16 protein-coding genes and 2 pseudogenes are annotated in these 17,126 nt (G+C 71.0%); 7 read left to right on the plus strand and 11 right to left on the minus strand.

The window, feature by feature from the left end:
* Window positions 1-384, plus strand: a pseudogene (locus tag RZ84_RS42155) (alpha/beta hydrolase); the annotation flags it as partial.
* 263 nt (window positions 385-647) lie between these two features.
* Here the strand turns inward: RZ84_RS42155 and RZ84_RS33640 are convergent.
* Window positions 648-1,223, minus strand: coding sequence for a CGNR zinc finger domain-containing protein (locus tag RZ84_RS33640; RefSeq protein WP_043268347.1), 576 nt, complete (start codon window positions 1,221-1,223; stop codon window positions 648-650).
* Between the two features lie 82 nt (window positions 1,224-1,305).
* Between RZ84_RS33640 and RZ84_RS33645 the strand changes: the two genes are divergently transcribed.
* Entirely contained in the window at window positions 1,306-2,478 is a 1,173-nt protein-coding gene (locus tag RZ84_RS33645; RefSeq protein WP_043268349.1) for an epoxide hydrolase family protein, read from the plus strand.
* 559 nt (window positions 2,479-3,037) lie between these two features.
* Here the strand turns inward: RZ84_RS33645 and RZ84_RS33655 are convergent.
* From RZ84_RS33655 to RZ84_RS42160, 4 genes and pseudogenes are all read right to left on the minus strand, one after another.
* The gene (locus RZ84_RS33655) at window positions 3,038-3,484 is read right to left on the minus strand and encodes an Lrp/AsnC family transcriptional regulator (protein ID WP_043268353.1); all 447 of its coding nucleotides are present in this window, start codon (window positions 3,482-3,484) and stop codon (window positions 3,038-3,040) included.
* Between the two features lie 247 nt (window positions 3,485-3,731).
* A complete protein-coding gene (locus RZ84_RS33660; protein ID WP_198540098.1) occupies window positions 3,732-5,426 on the minus strand; it encodes a DUF885 domain-containing protein in 1,695 nt (564 codons plus the stop codon).
* Between the two features lie 175 nt (window positions 5,427-5,601).
* Window positions 5,602-6,996, minus strand: coding sequence for a GNAT family N-acetyltransferase (locus RZ84_RS33665; RefSeq protein ID WP_043268358.1), 1,395 nt, complete (start codon window positions 6,994-6,996; stop codon window positions 5,602-5,604).
* Between the two features lie 83 nt (window positions 6,997-7,079).
* Window positions 7,080-7,665: pseudogene (locus RZ84_RS42160) on the minus strand (alkaline phosphatase D family protein); the annotation flags it as partial.
* A gap of 342 nt (window positions 7,666-8,007) precedes the next feature.
* Between RZ84_RS42160 and RZ84_RS33670 the strand changes: the two are divergent.
* Window positions 8,008-8,421: a VOC family protein gene (locus tag RZ84_RS33670; RefSeq protein WP_043268360.1), complete on the plus strand. Its 414-nt coding sequence runs from the start codon at window positions 8,008-8,010 to the stop codon at window positions 8,419-8,421.
* A gap of 108 nt (window positions 8,422-8,529) precedes the next feature.
* On the opposite strand, the gene RZ84_RS33675 is transcribed toward RZ84_RS33670, so the two are convergent.
* Entirely contained in the window at window positions 8,530-8,727 is a 198-nt protein-coding gene (locus RZ84_RS33675; protein WP_043268362.1) for a DUF397 domain-containing protein, read from the minus strand.
* The gene (locus tag RZ84_RS33680) at window positions 8,724-9,560 is read right to left on the minus strand and encodes a helix-turn-helix domain-containing protein (protein WP_043268364.1); all 837 of its coding nucleotides are present in this window, start codon (window positions 9,558-9,560) and stop codon (window positions 8,724-8,726) included. The genes RZ84_RS33675 and RZ84_RS33680 overlap by 4 nt, the downstream gene beginning before the upstream one ends.
* Window positions 9,561-10,113: 553 nt before the next feature.
* Here RZ84_RS33680 and RZ84_RS33685 point away from each other — a divergent pair.
* Entirely contained in the window at window positions 10,114-10,419 is a 306-nt protein-coding gene (locus tag RZ84_RS33685) for a hypothetical protein (RefSeq protein ID WP_043268366.1), read from the plus strand.
* Between the two features lie 278 nt (window positions 10,420-10,697).
* Entirely contained in the window at window positions 10,698-11,597 is a 900-nt protein-coding gene (gene sigJ / locus RZ84_RS33690; protein WP_043268368.1) for an RNA polymerase sigma factor SigJ, read from the plus strand.
* A 102-nt stretch (window positions 11,598-11,699) separates the two neighbouring features.
* On the opposite strand, the gene RZ84_RS33695 is transcribed toward sigJ, so the two are convergent.
* Together RZ84_RS33695 and RZ84_RS33700 are read right to left on the minus strand one after the other, a co-directional pair.
* Window positions 11,700-12,239: a DUF4142 domain-containing protein gene (locus tag RZ84_RS33695; protein WP_157878981.1), complete on the minus strand. Its 540-nt coding sequence runs from the start codon at window positions 12,237-12,239 to the stop codon at window positions 11,700-11,702.
* 318 nt (window positions 12,240-12,557) lie between these two features.
* Window positions 12,558-13,328 (minus strand): aspartate/glutamate racemase family protein, encoded by a 771-nt coding sequence (locus RZ84_RS33700; RefSeq protein ID WP_052230619.1) that lies wholly within the window; start codon window positions 13,326-13,328, stop codon window positions 12,558-12,560.
* Window positions 13,329-13,515: 187 nt separating this feature from the next.
* Between RZ84_RS33700 and RZ84_RS33705 the strand changes: the two genes are divergently transcribed.
* On the plus strand, window positions 13,516-14,256 hold the full coding sequence (locus tag RZ84_RS33705) for a GntR family transcriptional regulator (protein ID WP_043268371.1): 741 nt from the start codon (window positions 13,516-13,518) through the stop codon (window positions 14,254-14,256).
* A gap of 65 nt (window positions 14,257-14,321) precedes the next feature.
* Here the strand turns inward: RZ84_RS33705 and RZ84_RS33710 are convergent, their stop codons facing one another.
* Window positions 14,322-15,479, minus strand: coding sequence for an ROK family protein (locus tag RZ84_RS33710; protein ID WP_043268373.1), 1,158 nt, complete (start codon window positions 15,477-15,479; stop codon window positions 14,322-14,324).
* 160 nt (window positions 15,480-15,639) lie between these two features.
* Here RZ84_RS33710 and RZ84_RS33715 point away from each other — a divergent pair, with 160 nt between their 5' ends.
* A complete protein-coding gene (locus RZ84_RS33715) occupies window positions 15,640-16,164 on the plus strand; it encodes a hypothetical protein (protein WP_078894465.1) in 525 nt (174 codons plus the stop codon).
* 65 nt (window positions 16,165-16,229) lie between these two features.
* Here the strand turns inward: RZ84_RS33715 and RZ84_RS33720 are convergent, their stop codons facing one another.
* On the minus strand, window positions 16,230-16,748 hold the full coding sequence (locus RZ84_RS33720; RefSeq protein ID WP_052230620.1) for a mismatch-specific DNA-glycosylase: 519 nt from the start codon (window positions 16,746-16,748) through the stop codon (window positions 16,230-16,232).
* Window positions 16,749-17,126 lie beyond the last annotated feature (378 nt).

Consider the following 17,126-nt stretch of genomic DNA (forward strand, 5'->3'; position numbering starts at 1 on the left):
GAAAAGTCGGTCCCGGAATGGCAGGCCGCCCTGGACGCCCTCCTGTCGCTGCCCGAGATCGGCGGCCCGGTCGGGTACTCGGGGGGAGTGATCTCCATCGGCATCCGGTTGGCGGTGGTCGAGCCGCGCATTGTGGCCGCCGGCTTCTTCGCCGGGAGTCTCGTGCCCGCCGCCATGTTCGAGGAGGCCCGCCGGATCAGCATTCCGCTGCACGTCCTGCTGCAGTGGGACGACGAAGGGAACGACCGGCAGGCGTCCCTAGACCTGTTCGACGCCTTCGGCTCCAAGGAGAAGACGCTGCACGCCAATATGGGCGGGCACACGGGCGTCCCGCAGTTCGCAGGGGAGGACGCGGCCGGGTTCTTCGCCCGGCATTTGCGCTAGCCGCGGGGCGGCCCCGCCGGCAGGCCGGTAGACGGTAGGCGGTGCCGGCCAGCACGCCACTCATCAAGGACAGGCCCAGGCCCTCCTCGATGTATGGCAACACCAGCTGCACTGTGCCCGGCGCTCAGGTCGATCAACTCCACGATCGCGTCGCCGACTTGGAGCTCTTCCTGGCCCTCGAACGTGCGCATGGGAGGCACCACCACTACGTCGGAGGAGCAGGTCGCAGGAGTGGGGTTCACTTGGAGGTACCGAGGTAACGATCACTCCGCTGATCTGGGGTTTTTGCGCTGGTTGGCATTGAAGCGCGCTTTCTTCTGACGATTCCCGCAGGTGTTCATGTCGCACCATTTGCGGGTGCGACTCTGGCTGGTGTCGAAGAAGGCGGCTTGGCAGGTCGGTGATGCACACAGGGCCAATTTTCCGTCTCGTTCGCCCGCGATGACGCTGATCGCGTCGGCGGCGATCACACTGAGGGCATCTTCCACGCAGGAAGCCGAGCTGAGCCGCCATCGCCGCTTACCCTCGGGCGTCAGGATAGCCGCGGCCCGGCCCTGAGCGCTGCAGTCATTGATGACTTGGACGGCAGATGCAGGGAGAGCGTCCTGGATCGCGGCCGCTGTCGCGGCGGCGTGAATCGACTCCCTCAGTTCCCGAGCAAGTTCGAGCTGGGCAGTGGTGCAGGAGTCCACGGCGAGACCGTTCACTACCAGCCAGTCGATGAGTCGGTGCGGCGTGGGGATGCGCTCCACGGCGTCGCCATGACGCTCCGTCAGAGTCGCCGTGAAGCTGGTCGCTAGCACCTTACCGAGGCGGAAGTCAGGGAACCCGGCACGCATGGAACCACCTTAGCGGGTTGCAGCGCGGCTCGGAGAACTGCTAGAACCGCCTTAGCCGGTTCCGCGATGGCCAGGAGGTCTCATGCCCCGTCCAACCAGCGACGTGCAAGCATTTGAAGCCCACGCAACTGACGGTGACCTCGACGATCTGCGCGCGCGACTAGCCGCGGCGCGGCTACCGGAGGCCGAGACGGTCTATCGCGCCGCGCCCGACCCTCGCCGATGGGAACAGGGCGTTCCTCTCGCCGACCTCGTCGATGTCGTGAACTACTGGCGCACCGGGTACAACTGGCGGTCGTTCGAAGAGCGCCTCAACCGAATCGGCCAGTTCCGCACGACCATTGATGATCTGGGAATCCACTTCCTGCACCGCCGGTCCGCGCGCGCAGATGCCACTCCTCTGCTCTTGACGCACGGGTGGCCAGGCAGCATTGCGGAGTTCATCGATGTAGTAGACGAGCTGGCAGATCCGAAAGATGCGGACACGCCGGCGTTCCACGTCGTGGTTCCCTCGCTGCCAGGCTTTGGTTACAGCGACAAGCCGGCCACCACCGGGTGGGGAACCGAAAAGATCGCGGCCGCATGGGTGGAACTGATGGGAAGGCTCGGCTACAGCAAGTTCGCCGCCCACGGCGGCGACTGGGGAGGTAACATCACCACGGTTCTCGGCGGCAGGTTCCCGGCGCACGTTCTCGGCATCCACACAACGTTCGCGGAGGGACCGCCCGGGTTGGCAACGGACGGGCTGACGGCGGTCGAGCGCAAGTGGACCGAGGAAACCCGCGATTTCTGGCGCCACCGTGCGGCGTACGCGAAGCAGCAGGCGACCCGGCCGCAGACCATCGGTTACTCGCTCGTCGATTCACCGGTCGGGCTTCTTGCCTGGATCCTTGACAAGTTCGCCGAGTGGTCAGACACCGTAGACAGCCCGTTCGAGACGATTTCCCGAGACCGCGTTCTTGACGACGTCACCCTGTACTGGCTGACGCGGACCGGCGCATCGTCGGCCCGCATTTACTACGAAAGCCACAACTCGCTGGACCCCGAACTTCGGGTCGACGTCCCGTCAGCAATCACTGTGTATCCCCGCGACATCGAGAAGTATCCGCGCGCCTGGGCACAGGAGCGGTACCGACAGATCGTCCGATGGAGGTCGCCAGAAATCGGGGGACATTTCCCGTCGCTGGAGATTGCCGAGTATTTCGTCAAGGACCTGCAAGAGGGCCTCGCGGCAGTGCTGGCGGCTAATCGGTGAACGTGGCTGGGTGCCGGCATTCGATCACCGCATGATCCGGCTCAAGGCGTCGCCCGACGGCTTCCAGACCGAGTTCATCGAGACGGCAGAACGTGGTCAGACAGGGCGCGGCGCGGATAGCGTGGAGCATGTCGAGGTCTTTCGGATGGTAGACCTCGACGCCTCCCCGCCAACACCCCCGACCACACCCTCAACTGCGCAGAGCCCGCCAACCGGGAGGCAGCACAGCCGGCCACTATCGCATACGAAGCCGCCTACCACACCTGGAAACAGGCTCCCAGCCCCCGCCCCACAGAACTACGCCAAGCATGGCAGCAGGGCACGCCAAGCCTTGAAAACAGCCCGCGCAAAGCCCCCCAGCACATGGGCCCCGGCTCACAGAAGAAATACCGCGATTACCTCTCCGCCACATTTGGGGAGGCCGTCACCGAGAAGCTCATCACCCAGAACCGGGCCAAACCTGTCGCCCTCGCCAAGTACCAGAGGCCCGCGTCCCTCGTGACGAACGTGTGGCCCGCTGCCCCGCTGACCCGGGCCGGTGCCCGGGGGAGGGGCCGGATCAGCGGCTGACGGGACGCCGGGCGAGCGGCGAGGAGTAGACCACGCTCGTCGTCACCGCGCCCAGCGCACCGATGCGTCCGGACACCTCCTCCAGATGCCGCATCGACCGGGCGGCGACCTTGATCACATAGCGGTCGTCGCCCGTGACGTGATGCGCCTCCAGAATCTCCGGTGTGCTCTCCAGCAGATCGTGGAACGGCTCGCAGTGCCCGCTCGGGTACCGCAGCCGGACGAACGCCAGCACCGGCAGCCCGATCCGCTCCCGGTCGACCACCGCCGCGTACCCCGAGATCACCCCGGCCTCCTCCATCCGCCGGACCCGTTCGGTGACCGCGCTCGCGGACATGTTCACCGCGCGCGCCAGCTCGGCGTGGCCCGCGCGGCCGTGCTGCTGGAGGACGTCGAGGATGCGCCAGTCGGTGGCGTCGGGGGAATAGCCGGTCATCCCCGCTGTCTAGCAGTGGATTCCCCGGCGCAGCAAGGCTCTTGCCCTCTTGCGCTGATCAACCCTTCGGGAGGGGCGTGGGAGAAGAGCGGGGGCGCCGGACAAGAAGTCAGGGGCGGCGGAGAAGCGGAAGAGCGGCCGGTCCGCCGCGGGGTCAACTGCCGTGGCAGCGGACCCCACGGGCGGCTGCGGACGGCCGCAGCCGCCGGGGCGGACGGGCGGCGCGCCGTGCCGGGCGACGGTCCGGTCAGAGCGCGGACAGCTCGCTCAGCAGGTCGTCCAGGCCCAGCGACCCCTGCGACAGCGCCGCCATGTGCCAGGACTTGAGGTCGAAGTCCGCACCGTGGCGGGCGCGGGCGGCCTCACGGCCCTGGAGCCAGACGCGTTCCCCGAGCTTGTAGCCGATCGCCTGGCCCGCCATACCCTGGTAGCGGACGATCTCGCTCTCGACGAAGTCCGCGGGGCGGCTGCAGTGGCCGGCCAGGAACGTGTGCGCCAGCTCTGGGGTCCAGCGCTCGCCCGGGTGGAAGGGTGAGTCGGCCGGGATCTCCAGCTCCAGGTGCATGCCGATGTCGATGATGACGCGGATCGCCCGCATCATCTGCGCGTCCAGATAGCCAAGGCGCCGCTCGGCGTTGGTCAGGAAGCCCAGTTCGTCCATCAGGCGCTCGGCGTACAGCGCCCAGCCCTCCGCGTTGGCGCTGACGATGCCGACGGTCGTCTGGTAGCGCGAGAGCTTGTCCGCCACGTGCACCCACTGCGCCAGCTGGAGGTGATGGCCGGGCACGCCCTCGTGGTACCAGGTGGAGACCAGGTCGTACGCCGGGAAGCGGGTCTCGCCCATCGTCGGGAGCCAGGTGCGGCCGGGGCGGGAGAAGTCCAGCGACGGCTGGGTGTAGTACGGGGCGGCGGCGCTGCCCGGCGGGGCGATCCGCGACTCCACCCGGCGGACCCGCTCGGCGAGTTCGAAGTGGGTGCCGTCCAGCGCGTCGATGGCCTCGTCCATCAGCGACTGGAGCCACTGCCGGGTCTCCTCGACGCCCTCGATCGCCTCGCCGTGCTCATCGAGCCAGGACAGCGCCTCCCAGGGCGTCTTGGCGCCGGGCAGGACCTTTTCGGCCTCGGCCTCCATCTCGGCCAGCAGCCGGTGGAACTCCGACCAGCCGTACGCGTACGCCTCCTCCGGGTCGAGGTCGGCCCCGTTGTAGTAACGGGCGAGCCGGGCGTACCGTTCCCGGCCCACCACGTCCGGGGCGCCCTCGATGGCCGGGGCGTAGCTGTCCCGGAACCAGTCGCGCAGCTCCACCAGGGCGCCGGTGGCCACCTCCGCCGCCGCGGCCAGCTCGGCGCTCAGCGATTCCGGCCCGGGGGCGGTGAACTCGGCGAACCAGCTGCGGTCGGTGCCGATCCACTCGCCCAACTGGCCGATGACGGTGGTGACCTGGAGCGGTCCGGCGGGGAGGTCCCGCCGGAGGCCGGCTTCGAGGGAGGCCCGGTAGCCTGCCAGCGCGGCCGGAACGGCGCGCAGTCGCCGGGCGATCGCCGCCCAGTCTTCGTCGGTCTCGGTGGGGGTGACCGTGAAGACCTCGCGCATGTGGTGCAGCGGCGAGCTGAGGTTGCTGACCGTGCGCAGCCCCTCGCCCGCGTCGTGGACCGCGAGCTCCGCGGTCAGCCGCTCGCGCAGCAGCCGGGCGCAGATCTTCTCGGCGGGGGTGTCCGCGTCCGGCCGGGCCTCGGCCTCGGTGAGCCGCTCCAGCGTCGTACGGGCGAGCTGTGCCACCGCTTCCTGGCCCGCGGGGGAGAAGTCGGGGAGCTTGTCGGAGCTCTCGGCGACGCCGAGGAAGGTGCCGATGATCGGGTCCAGGTCGACGAGGGCGTCGACATAGGCGTCGGCGACCTGGCGGGGCAGCGGACCGCCCGCGGGAGTAGTGGTGTTGGACATGCGGGCCATCCTCGTACGGATGGGGCCGCCGCGTCACCATCATTCCGGTGGACGTTCCTGTCGCGTCCGCTGCCGCGGTCCGCCCGATCCGGCCGGACGTACGGGACCGCCGGGGCGCTGGGGGCACCTCCCAGCGGTAGGCGGGGGCGCCCCGGCGGCCGGTCGGTCGCGCGGATCAGCCGTGCCGGGAGCCGTTCCGGACGCGGAGCGCCTCGCGGGCCTCCCGGTGCGCGGGGACGCCCGCCGGACGGGCGGTGATCACCAGGGTGCCCTCCTCTATCTGGTAGTCGAGGGGCAGGCCCAGCCCGCGCATCGCCGTCACCATGCCGGTGTTGGACGCCTGGGTGATGGCGTAGACGCTCTCGCAGCCGGTCTCGGCGGCCATCGCGACCAGCCGGCGCAGCAGTTCGGCGCCGATGCCGCGCTGCTGCCAGGCGTCCTCGACCAGCAGCGCCACCTCGGTCTCGTCGCCGTCCCACAGGAGGTGGCCCAGCGCCACCAGCCGGCCGGACGCGGTCTCCACGGCCAGGGTGCGGCCGAAGCGCGGGCTGAGCAGATGCTCCAGATAACGGTCGGCGTCGCCGACCGGGCCGTGGTAGCGCAGTGCGAGGGTCTGCGCCGAGCAGCGGTCGTGCATCTCCCGGGCGGCGGCCAGATCGGCGGTGCCGGCGCGGCGGACCGTGATCGCGTTGCCCTCGGGCAGCGTCAGTACCTCGCGCCGCGGCGGCACCCGCTGGCCGAGCCGGGCATCGAGCGCTACCAGCGCGCGTACCCGGGCGAACTCGGTGGGTGTGAACGGCAACTGCGGCCTCTCGATGGTGAGCGAACCCCCGGAGGGATCCCGGAACTTCATGGTGTGGTCCTCCAGCACGCCCTCGGCGGGCACCTCCTCGGCGAGCCGCTGACCGGTCAGCGACCGGGCGGGCATCGAGCGGATCGTGCAGCGGCCGAGCAACTGACGTAGGGCAAGCGGGAGTTCGGCGGAATCGAGGGCCGTGCGGGTGGCCAGGCTGAGCATCCGGGTCGGCGCGTCGACCAGGTCGTGGGCGTCGGCCCGCTCCAGCCAGCTGTGCGCACCGCCGGCGCCGGCCACCGTACGGGTCAGATCCGCGGGCGCCAGAGCGGCCGGCGCCCGCAGCAGGAACTCGTCCACCGTCCCCTCGGACAGCGGATGGGTCTGGAGGCTGAGGATGTCCACCCGTCTCTCGGCCAGCGCGGTGCACAGCGCGGCGAGGCTGCCCGGCTCGTCCCGGACCGTGGTCCGCATCCGCCACAGCGTCGTCTCCTGGCCGCCGGCCTCCGGTGCCGGTGCGGGGGACGGCGCGGTGGCGCCGGTATCGGCCGGTGGTGGCGCGTGCTCGCGGCGGCGTGACCACCAGATGTGGAAGCCGGCCGTGGCGAGCAGGGCGACGGCCGCGGTGCACAGCAGCACCGAGCCGGACGGGCCGTGCGCGACCGTGTTGGCCACGGCATCGGCCACCGTCACGGCCGTGAACAGGGCGGCCAGCTCGACGGCGTCTTGGCGCCAGTGGTGGCGCCGGGCGGAACGGGCGGAGGTTGCTTCAGTCATGCAGACAGCCTTGCCGACAGGTGTTGCCTGGTCGCCAACACATTGTGTCGCATGGGTAAAAGACGCAATCGGCGCATTCATGACTACTGCCCTACCTGTCCTGGTTGCAGCGTTTTCGTGAACAGCACCTCTCCGCCCTCCTGACGCCCGCCCTCCCGGCGCAGCCGCACCGTCAACTCCCCGTTTCCTCCGCCGATACCGATCTCGCCGAAGTGCCGAAGTACTGCGGGCTCTCCACGGGAGAGGTGTTCGCACGCTCCGGCGCTTTGATGAACGCCTGCTCGGCCCCGAACGTTCCATCCCATTCCCCTGCCGGGAACCCGCCCGTGTGCAGCGCCACGGGGGGCGAACTCCCGGAACGGCTCGAAGTCCCCGAACGCCGCCCGCGAAAGTAGTTGCCCCGGGTACCGATTGTTGTGGACATCGCGGTCGTCCCCCTGCGTGATCGTCGGCACCTGTGCGTTGAACCGGTACGCATTCGCATCCACCGGCTGGGAGTTGTAGCCGAACGCGCCGCGGAATTCCGCCGGCGTCTCGGTGACCTTCGACTTCTCCTCGGCGGTGGCATTTCCGCCGGATACGCCCGCCCGGCAGCGTCACCCGCTCCGGCATCGGGTTGTCCGCGTAAATGCTGTCGCCGCTGCACAGGAAGAAGTCCCGATCGCGGCGGAGCTGCGCGGGCGCGGCAGCGGCGGGCGCCGCCCCGGCGACCGCGGGCGGCGCGGGCACCGCGGAACCGGCCGCCGCGCCCTGAAGGAGCGCCCGCCGCCCGAGTCCGCCGCCGGACCGGTCCGCCATCTTCCCGCCTCCATGGTGTCGTTCGCGCTCGGTACGCCCCCGTTCGTATCGCCATCCGGTGCCGGGCGGCCGAACTCCCGGTGAACAACCGCCCCCTGGCCCCGGACCGGGACCAGGGTCGCAAGACCGGCGACCGATCGCCAGGAGGTCGCCGGAGCGCCTACGGTCCTCTTACGCGCCGCCGCACGGCGGCCCCACGGAAGGTGACACCGTATGCCGGCCAACGGTTCCGCCCATATCCGGATCGCCCGCCCGTCCCGCGACCTGACGGCCGCCGACCGCTTCTGGCGCACCGGCCTGGGCCTGACCGAGCTGTTCCGCCACACCTCCGGGGCGGGCGAGCACTCCCTCCTGATGCTCGGCTGGCCGGACGCCTGCTGGCACCTGGAGCTGACCCTCGACCCCTCCGGCATGCTCGAACCGGCCCCCACGCCCGACGACTTGCTGGTCGTCTACCTCGGCGAACCGGTGCCGGACGACCTGGTCGCCCGCCTCGAACACTGCGGCGGCAAGCGGGTGCCCGCGCACAACTCCTACTGGGACGAGTGGGGCACGACCGTCCAGGACCCGGACGGCTACCGGCTGGTGCTCTGCGAGCGGGACTGGAGCAACTCCGCCGACCGGTGACCCGACGGGCGCCGCCGGTCCCCTCAGGACCTCCGGCGCAGCTGCGCAGGCGGATGCGCAGAGCCCCGGCCCGCCGGCAGCAGGTCGGGGCTCTGGCTGAAACGATGGTCAGTCCTGGGATTTGGCGAAGTCGACAAGGCCGGCAAACGCCTGGGGGGTCAAGCTCAGTTGCGGACCGTCAGGGTTCTTGCTGTCACGGACTGGGACCACGCCGCGCGTGATGACGAGGTGGGTGGCGACCTCTATGCAGTCGCCGCCGTTGTTGCTGTAGGAAGATTTGAACCAGCGGGGGGATTCGGTCGTCACGGGGTGCCCTTTCGTACCTGCTCGATCATGGCCACGGATGCCGCCTGGGACATAGCTTCGGCCTGTAGCTGATGGTAAGCCGTCAGCACGGGCACCACGGAGGTGCTGTCTCGGTCCAGGTTTCCCTGCGCCTGGGATTCGGCGTAGCAGATCACGGACCGGTCGGGCAGTGTCAGCAAGTTGACCGGCAAGTCAAAGGTGCGACGCTCGCCCATCTCGTACGGTGCCACCTGTAACAGCGTGTTCGGCAACCCGGCGAACTGGATCAGGTGCGCCAGCTGGGCGTCCATCACCTTGGCCCCGCCAACGGGCCGACGGATACAGCTTTCATCCATGGTCACAAACACCATGGGTGGGCGGGGTCGGACCAGCGCCGCCTGCCGCTCTGCCAGGAACGCGACACGTTCATCCGCCTGTTCGGGTGTGATGGCGCCCCGTCGCACGGCGCTGTCAGCCAGTACGCGTGCGTACTCCGGTGTCTGCAACAAGCCGGGGATGATCCCGATGTTGTAAAGCCGGATCTCCACTGCCCGGCCTTCGTACTTGACGTACTCCGGGAACCCTTCCAGCAACCCACCGTGCTTGATCTCGCGGTACTCGCGCTCGAACGCGTCTGCCGTGCCCACAAGGCCGAGCGCCACGTCTGTGCTACGCGAGAACCGAAGAGTCGGAGGCTTCCGGCCGGTTTCAACCGCCGAAATATGCACGCTGGAATATTCCGTGCGGTCGGCAAGGTCGTCCTGGGTCCAGCCGCGTGCTTCCCGTAGGCCGCGCAGGCGCGCCCCGTAAGCCGCTTGAGGTGAGGCGTCCGGGTTCAACTCCTTTCGATTCAAGGGGTGTTCACCGACCTTTCGTTCGCTTCCAACAAGTTGAATGCTTCCCAGGTGCGGTCCACGCTGAACCTCCCCAGTAGTGGAAGCGCTACAGAGAGGAGCAGACGACCGTGACGTGTGAGCGCACTCCCCCCGAAGCGCCTGCGGATCGACCGGCGCCGGAAGAGGTGGCCGACCGGCAGCACCTGGTCCAAAAGGAGAACCGGCGCTGGGGGTGGGGTCGGTGAGCTGCGACAGGTGCTCCGAGCTGCGCCGGGAACTTGCGCAAGCTGAACGCAGCGGCGACGCAACAAAGGCCATCGACTGTCGGGTACTACTGCGGCGGCACCCCCAGCACGACGACGTGCCAGTGGAGACGGAGGACAAGTGACGGACTCTCCGGCCGTAGTGAACCCCTTCGCGGGCACCCCGTACGAGAGCAGCCCCGAAGGATGGTGGACACCCTACGGGGGAGCGCTGGACGTGAAGTCAGGCGTTGTCCACCTCCCAGGCGGGTTCGAGCGCCCACCGTGCGTCCTCCCCGATTGCATGTGTTGCGAGGAAGGCGGGTCCCGTGCCCCGGGAACTTGACCACGTAGACGAATCCTTTTTCAGCGACGAGCCTCGCGAACAGGCGACAGCAACGGGTGTGGCGCTGGTCAACGCACTACGTCGGCTCGGTGTTGACCTCCCGGACATCGAGCTTTTGGCGCCGTGCGAAAACTGTGATCACGAGTACTCGTTCCGACTTGGGCAGGTGGGCGTGGAAGATGCGCAGGCAATGGCGCACGCCATTGACCACCGACTCGATGTGCTGGAAGCCATTAGCCAGCAGTGGAACCGCGCCACCCCACAGGTTGCCGAGGTGGACGACCTGTAGACCCCTGGCGCTGTCAGTCGCCGGGCGGCTGGATCGGGCGACCGCGCGTGAACTCCCGCTACTCGTCGTGTCAGAGGACACTGACCAGCACGGCTCTCGCGGGACGGAGCTGCCCGGTGGCGTGCGGGCGGGGCTCGGCTGTGCTCTGGCTCGACCACGCCGACCCGCCAGCAGCGGTTCCGGAACAGGCGATTCCGGAACGGCCGGCCGGCCCCGGCAGCGGCGGGCGATCACGGTTCCGGCTGGACAATACGGTGGCGGCCCGCTGATATGGGTGGGTGCTGACCGATCCCGCGACCGACGCCACCGAAGTCTTCGAAGCCCACCGCCCGTTGCTGTACGGAGTGGCCTACCGCATGCTCGGCCGGGTCGCCGACGCCGAGGACGTGGTGCAGGACGCCTGGCTGCGCTGGTCGGGCGCCGACCGGTCCGCGGTGCGCGAACCGCGCGCCTATCTCGTACGGATCACCACCCGCCTGGCCGTCGACCGCCTCCGGCAGGTCAGCTCCCGCCGCGAGTCCTACGTGGGCCCCTGGCTTCCCGAACCGCTCGCCACCGACGTCCTGGTGTCCGGCGGCACCGCGCCCGACACCGCCGAGCGCGCCGTCTTCGCCGAGTCCGTCACGTTCGCCGTCCTCGTCGTCATGGAGTCGCTCTCCCCCCTGGAGCGCGCCGTCTTCGTCCTCCGGGAGGCGTTCGGCTACCCGTACGCGGAGATCGCCACCACCCTGGAGCGCAGCGAGGCGGCGGTGCGCCAACTGGCCGGCCGGGCCCGGCGGCACGTGGCGGACGGCACCCCGCGGTTCGAGGTCGACCCGGACCGGCAGCGCGAGCTGACCGAGCGCTTCCTGGCCGCCGCGGCCGGGGACGACCTGGACGGGCTGCTGAGCCTGCTCGCGGCGGACGCGCGACTGGTCGGCGACAGCGGTGGCAAGGCCAAGGCCCCGCTGCGGATCATCGAGTCCCCCGACAAGGTCGCGCGGTTCCTGCTCGGAGTCGCCGGCGGCCTGCCGCCCGGCCCGGGGCTCGCCTTCCGCGAACTCAACGGCGGCCTGGCGCTGTTGATCCACTACGGCGGCACCGTCGACACCCTTCTCCAACTCGGCGTCCAGGACGGCAAGATCCAGACCATCTACATCATCCGCAACCCGGACAAGCTGGCGTTGCTGACGGTCTGACCCACCGGGCAGGCCCCGGTCCCCGCCGGCCTGGCCGCAGAGCGGCGGCAGGGGCTGCTGCCGCCGCCCTCCGGCTGACGTCTCCGGTGTCGGCGGTCGGGCTCAGGTGCCCTCTCCCTTGACGGTGTGGCAGGTTCCGCCGGTGACCGCCTGGAGGTGCTTTGCCACGGTGGGCCGGGCGGTCCGGGCGAGCGCGCGGACCTTGGTGTCCTTGCCGGAGGAGGTTTCCTTGTCGATCAGTGCGAGGGCCTGCCGGTGGCTGGTGTCCTGGTCCCGCAGCCACACCCGGTTGTAGTCCCGCTTACCGTGCAGGGACTTCAGCGAGGTGAGCTGTTTCTGCTGGGCTGCCGCCGCCTTGGCGGGCAGGGTGACGCCCTTGCTGCGGGCCAGCTTCACGACCTGCGCATCGAACTTGGTGTGGTCGCGCACGAACATGTCCGCCGCCTTTTTCACACAGCTGCTGCTGGAGTGCTTCTGGGCGTCCTTGGCGGCGGCGATCTCGGCGAGATTGCCCTGGTGGATGGTCTTGAGGAAGGTGGCGTCGGATCCGGTGACCGGGGCTGCCGTGGCCGGAACGGTGAGTCCGGCCAGGGCGAGCGCCATGGTCGCGACGGCTGTGCCGCACGGGCGGTTCATTCGCATGGTGTCCTCCACGTGTCCGTGGAACCGGATGAAGAGCCGGCCGGTGGGCCGGGCGCCCCGTGCAGCGGACGCCGGACCCGCCGTCTCCGGGGCAATGCTGACTGCCTTCGCCCCCCGCTCGCCTTCCGAGCCACCCGACGGACGTGCCACGACCTCCGGGGAATCCGGGCCTGGCCTGAGCAACGTGACCGTGCGCGCCTGCCCGACCGGATACGCCCGAACGGGTGAAGGGTGGGGCGCCGCCACCATCAGCCCGCGGCCCCGCCCTGCCCCGGCCGGCGCCGCCCGCCCCGCCCCGTGCCCTCCGGCGAGTACGGCTCAGGACAAGCCCACTCCCGATCCGGTGGCTCGCCTCGCCCCACACGGCCCGGAACGATCCGCGGCCCAGGTCGTCACCGACCCGTCGGACGCGCCTTGGACGTACGCGGCGCCACCGGTGAGTCGGGCGGCGGCCCGCAGACCGTGCCGCGGGCTCGACAGCACCACGGGCCCGCCGCCGTCCGCCGCGTCCGCCGCCAGCCGGTCCGCCACGGCCGCGATCGACACCTGTGCCAGGACGATCGCGTCGGTGTCTCCGGCGTCCCGCACCCGGCGCGCCGCGGCGGCGACCGCCGCCACACAGCCCTCCGTGTCCCCTGCCTCGTACCGGTCCCAGGCGCCCGGTACGAGCTCCGCCCGTACCCGCACCGTGCGCCCGGCCCGGTCGGCCTCGGCAGCGAGCAGCTCCGCCGTGGGCGCGAGTGTGCTCTCCACGGTGGCCAGGACCGTGATGCGGGTGCCGGCGGCGACGGCCGCCGCGGCCATTGGCCGGTCCACCCGCAGGACCGGCAGGTCCAGCGCGGCTCCGGCCGCCTCGGCGACCGCACCGATCGTCGAGCAGGTGCACAGCACCGCCGCCGCCCCGTCGCCCGCCGCCCCGGCAAGCGCCCCGGCGACCTCCTCCGCCACCGCGTCGGGCCCCGACTCCCGTGCCATCGCGAGGAGTTCGGGCCGTACGAGATGTCGCAGCGGAAGGCCGGCGGCGTCCTGGTCGCGCAGCCCGTCGAAAACCGGGACGTGGACGGGCGAGGTGTGCAGGAGCGTGAGCATGCCGCTGACCATACGGCCCGCGCTGTTCCCGCGGCGGTGCGGGGGGAAGGCCGGGTGGCCGCGCGGAAACGGATGGTGGATTGGTCTTGACCAAGGGTAAGGGCGGTCATATCGTCGGGATACTGCAACAACCTTTAATAAAGAAGCGCTCGAAATCCGGCCCGCACGCGGGCCCGCGTCCATGGGGGTGGGGACCACGCAGCTCGAAACGGCTCCGGAGCCCAAGTACTGGCATCTCAAGACCGTGCTCAGCGAGGCGCTGGACTCGGAGTTCTCGGTCGGCGAGATCCTTCCCAACGAGCGGGACCTGGCCGCGCGGTTCGGCGTCGCACGGGCCACCCTCCGCCAGGCGCTCGAACAGCTGGAGCTGGAAGGCAGACTGCAGCGCCGCCGCGGAGTGGGTACCACCGTCGCGCCCCCGCGCGTCGGCGTGGCCGTCGACCCCGCCCGCCACACCTGGCCCGGCGCCGCCGGTGACGACTGGCAGCCGGTCGACGCCGTCGAGACCGACACGGTGCCCGCCGCGGTGGCCCGCCTCCTGGAGACGGCCCCCGGCGCCCCGGTCCACGTGGTCCGCCGCAACCGTGTCTCGGTCGGCCGGCCGGTCGCCGCCGAGCTGCTCTACGTGCCGTCCGAAGTGCTCCCCGGCTTCGCCGAGTTGACCACCGGCCCGGCGCGCGCCGGTGCGGTGCTGGCGGAGCTTCAGACACTGGAGCTGGACGGGCACGACCGCACCGTCGAGCTCGGCTCGGCCCGTGCGGAGGATGCCCGGCTGCTGGACCGGCTGCCGGGCGCGCCGGTCCTCGTCGTCACCACCCGCTATGTCTCCGCCGGCCGTACGGCCGCCGTCGCGGTCTCCACGTACCGGGCCGACACCTGCCGGCTGACCTTCGGGGAGAGCGAGACGGAGCCGCTGCTCGCGGGCTGACCGCACCGCGCGAGCCCGCACCGTACGAACCTCCGGCGCGGGCCCGCGCCGCGCGCGCCCGCGCCTCACCGGCGGCCCGTCACCGTTCCCTCCACCGCGAAGAGTTCGCCCTCGACGTGGTCCAGCGCCAGCCGCAGCGCCCCGGTGGCGATGGCCGCCTCACCCAGCCGGGACAGCACGACCTCCGGCGGACGCAGGCAGTAGCGCGCCAACTCCCGGCGCAGCGGCGTAAGGACGCCCGCCAGCCCGGCCGCCCAGCCGCCGATCACCACCAGCTCCGGATCGAGTGCCAGCACCAGCGCGGCCACGTCGTGCACCAGCCGCCGGATGAACCGATCCACCGCCTCCCGCGCCTGCGCGTCGCCGTCCCGGGCCGCCGCGAACACCGCCGCCACCTGCGCCTCGTCCAGCGGGTGCAGCGGCTCCCCGGTCGTCGACAGCAGCTTCTCCGGCGTCGCCTCGCGGCCCAGCAGGTGCAGCGCGCCGATCTCCCCGGCCGCCCCGCCGAAGCCGCGGTGCAGCCGCCCGCCGATCAGCGAACCGGCCCCCGGGCTCAGCCCCGCCAGCACGAAGACGACGTCGTCCGAACCGGTCGCCGCGCCCTGCCAGTGCTCGGCCACCGCCGCCGCGTTGGCGTCGTTCTCCACCAGCACCGGGCAGCGGAACGACCGCCGCAGCCGCTCGCCCAGCGGGAGCCCCGTCCAGCCGGGCAGCGCGGTGCCCAGCCGGACCGTGCCGTCCGCCTCCACGATCCCCGGTCCGGCCACCCCGACCGCCCGCAGCGAACGGCGCGCCACGCCCGTCCGGCGGAGCAGATCGGCCACCACGGCACGCACCCGCTCCAGCCGCTCGTCCGCCGGCGCGGTCTCCGCCACCGGGCGCTGCGCGGAGTCCAGCACCTGTCCGCTCAGATCGGACAGCAGCGCGGCGACCCGATGGGGGCCGATCTCGATGCCCAGCAGATGCCCGGCCTCGGTACGGAAGCGGAACCGGCGGGCCGGCCGCCCCTGGCGCCGGGTCTCGCCCTCCTCGGCCGCCGCCTCGGCCACCAGCCCGGTCTCGATGAGCCCCTCGATCACGCCCTCGACCGTCGGCCGGGACAGGCCGGTCACCTGGACGAGGTCGGTGAGCGTGGGGGAGTCCGCGGCCCGCAGCACGTGCAGTACCACCGCGGAGTTGATCCGTCGCAGCAGGGACGGGTCCCCACCGGTGAGCCGACCCAACGTCCCTCTCCTCGCCTCGCCTGTTCTGGCGGATCGTAGCCGGTCAGCGGGTGTGCGGCGAGTCGCGTGCGGCTCCCGCGGCGGCCCGGGGAGCGGTCCGCCGCGGTGATGCGGACCGCGCGGGCGGCCAATTGTCGGACCCCCGCGCTTTACTGACGTCATGACACCCGACAAGCCGGTCACGCCCCGGACCACCCGACCCGACGCTCCCGACGCCCGCCGGCCCCCCGAAGTGCCGCGCCCCGCGCTGCGCGTGCTCGACGCATTACGGTCCCGGGCGTTCCCGGAGCGGCGGGAGCGGACCGCGGCCGGCGAGAGCGGACCGGGATTCCATGTGGCGCGGTTGTGGGAGAGCGGGCCGTTGTGGGACGTGGATCCGGCGGAGGCCGAGGAACTGCGCGAGGAGTGCGCGGCCGAACTGGCGGCGCTGGTCACGGTGCTGTCCTTACGGTGGGGTGAGCCAGCCGTGGCGGACCTGGCGGAGACGCTGGAGCGGGCGGCGATGGGCCTGCCGGTACGGCCGCCGCTGGAGCTGCTCGCCGGACTGGTGCCGCGGATCCACACCTGGCAGGACGGGGACCGCTGGACCGCGGTCGGCGCGGGGCAGTGCGGACCGGAGCAGCCGTGCCAGGTGCTGGCGGCGATAGGGGAGGGGACGGCACCGCCGGGGACCCGCATACCGTAGCCGCACGCGGGCCGCCCGCCTGGATGCCGGCCGCATTCCCTGAGGGAGCCCCGGTGGCCGTCCGGTCAGGGCTCGCCGAAGGCCGCGGCGCGCAGCCGCCCGTGTTCCTCCGCCATGGTGGTCGCCGCCCAATGGGCGTTCAGGCCACAGGGGTTGGGCAGCGCCCGGAGGCGGGTGGCGCCCAGGGTGCGTTCCTGGGGGCCGACCCGGGCGTGCTTGTCGTCGAAGGCGACGCGGTAGGCCGTGACGCCGGCGACGGCGAGCCACCGCGGACGCAGCCGCGCCAACTTCTCGGCCAGCAGTCGCCCGCCCTCGCGGTACTCCTCCGCACTGAGCTCATCGGCCCTGGCGGTCGCCCGCGGCACCACATTGGTGATGCCGCAGCCGTGGTCGAGCAGTTCCTGCTGCTCGGCGGGGTGCAGCAGCCGGGGGGTGAAGTCGGCGGCGGGCAGGACGGGCCAGCAGCGGTTGCCGGGCCGGGCGAAGTGGTGGTCGGTGGCCGCCGTCATCAGACCGGGGTTGATGCCGCAAGACCGGGGTTGATTCCGCAGGAGAAGCCGCTGAACTGGGATGCGGCAGGTCAGAGGGGTGGCCATCGCCTGCCCTGCAACGCAGCATGCGCGTTCGGATAGTTCCCTGCCTCTTCGCGCAGTGTGTCGCAGAGGTTTGCATGATCGATTTCCCATGGGTTTCCCGGTTTCCCTCCTGATCGGGTCGGGGAGCGGGAAACCCGTGCGAGGTCGTCGCGGGGGCCGGAGATCAGCGTTGGCCTTCGGCTCCCCGACCATGGTGGCGCTGAATTGGTCTGGACGTCCCGCGAGCCATGGACACGAATGGACACGAACCTGTGAACGCTTTGCCGCCTGATGTGGTCCGCCTTCGTACCTTGGAGACGTGGCTGCAGCTCACCCTCGATCGGGTCCGGCGGCAGATCGTCATTGCCGAGCAGGTGGCCGCGCAGC

Source organism: Streptomyces sp. CT34, from assembly GCF_000805335.1.
GTDB lineage: Bacteria > Actinomycetota > Actinomycetes > Streptomycetales > Streptomycetaceae > Streptomyces.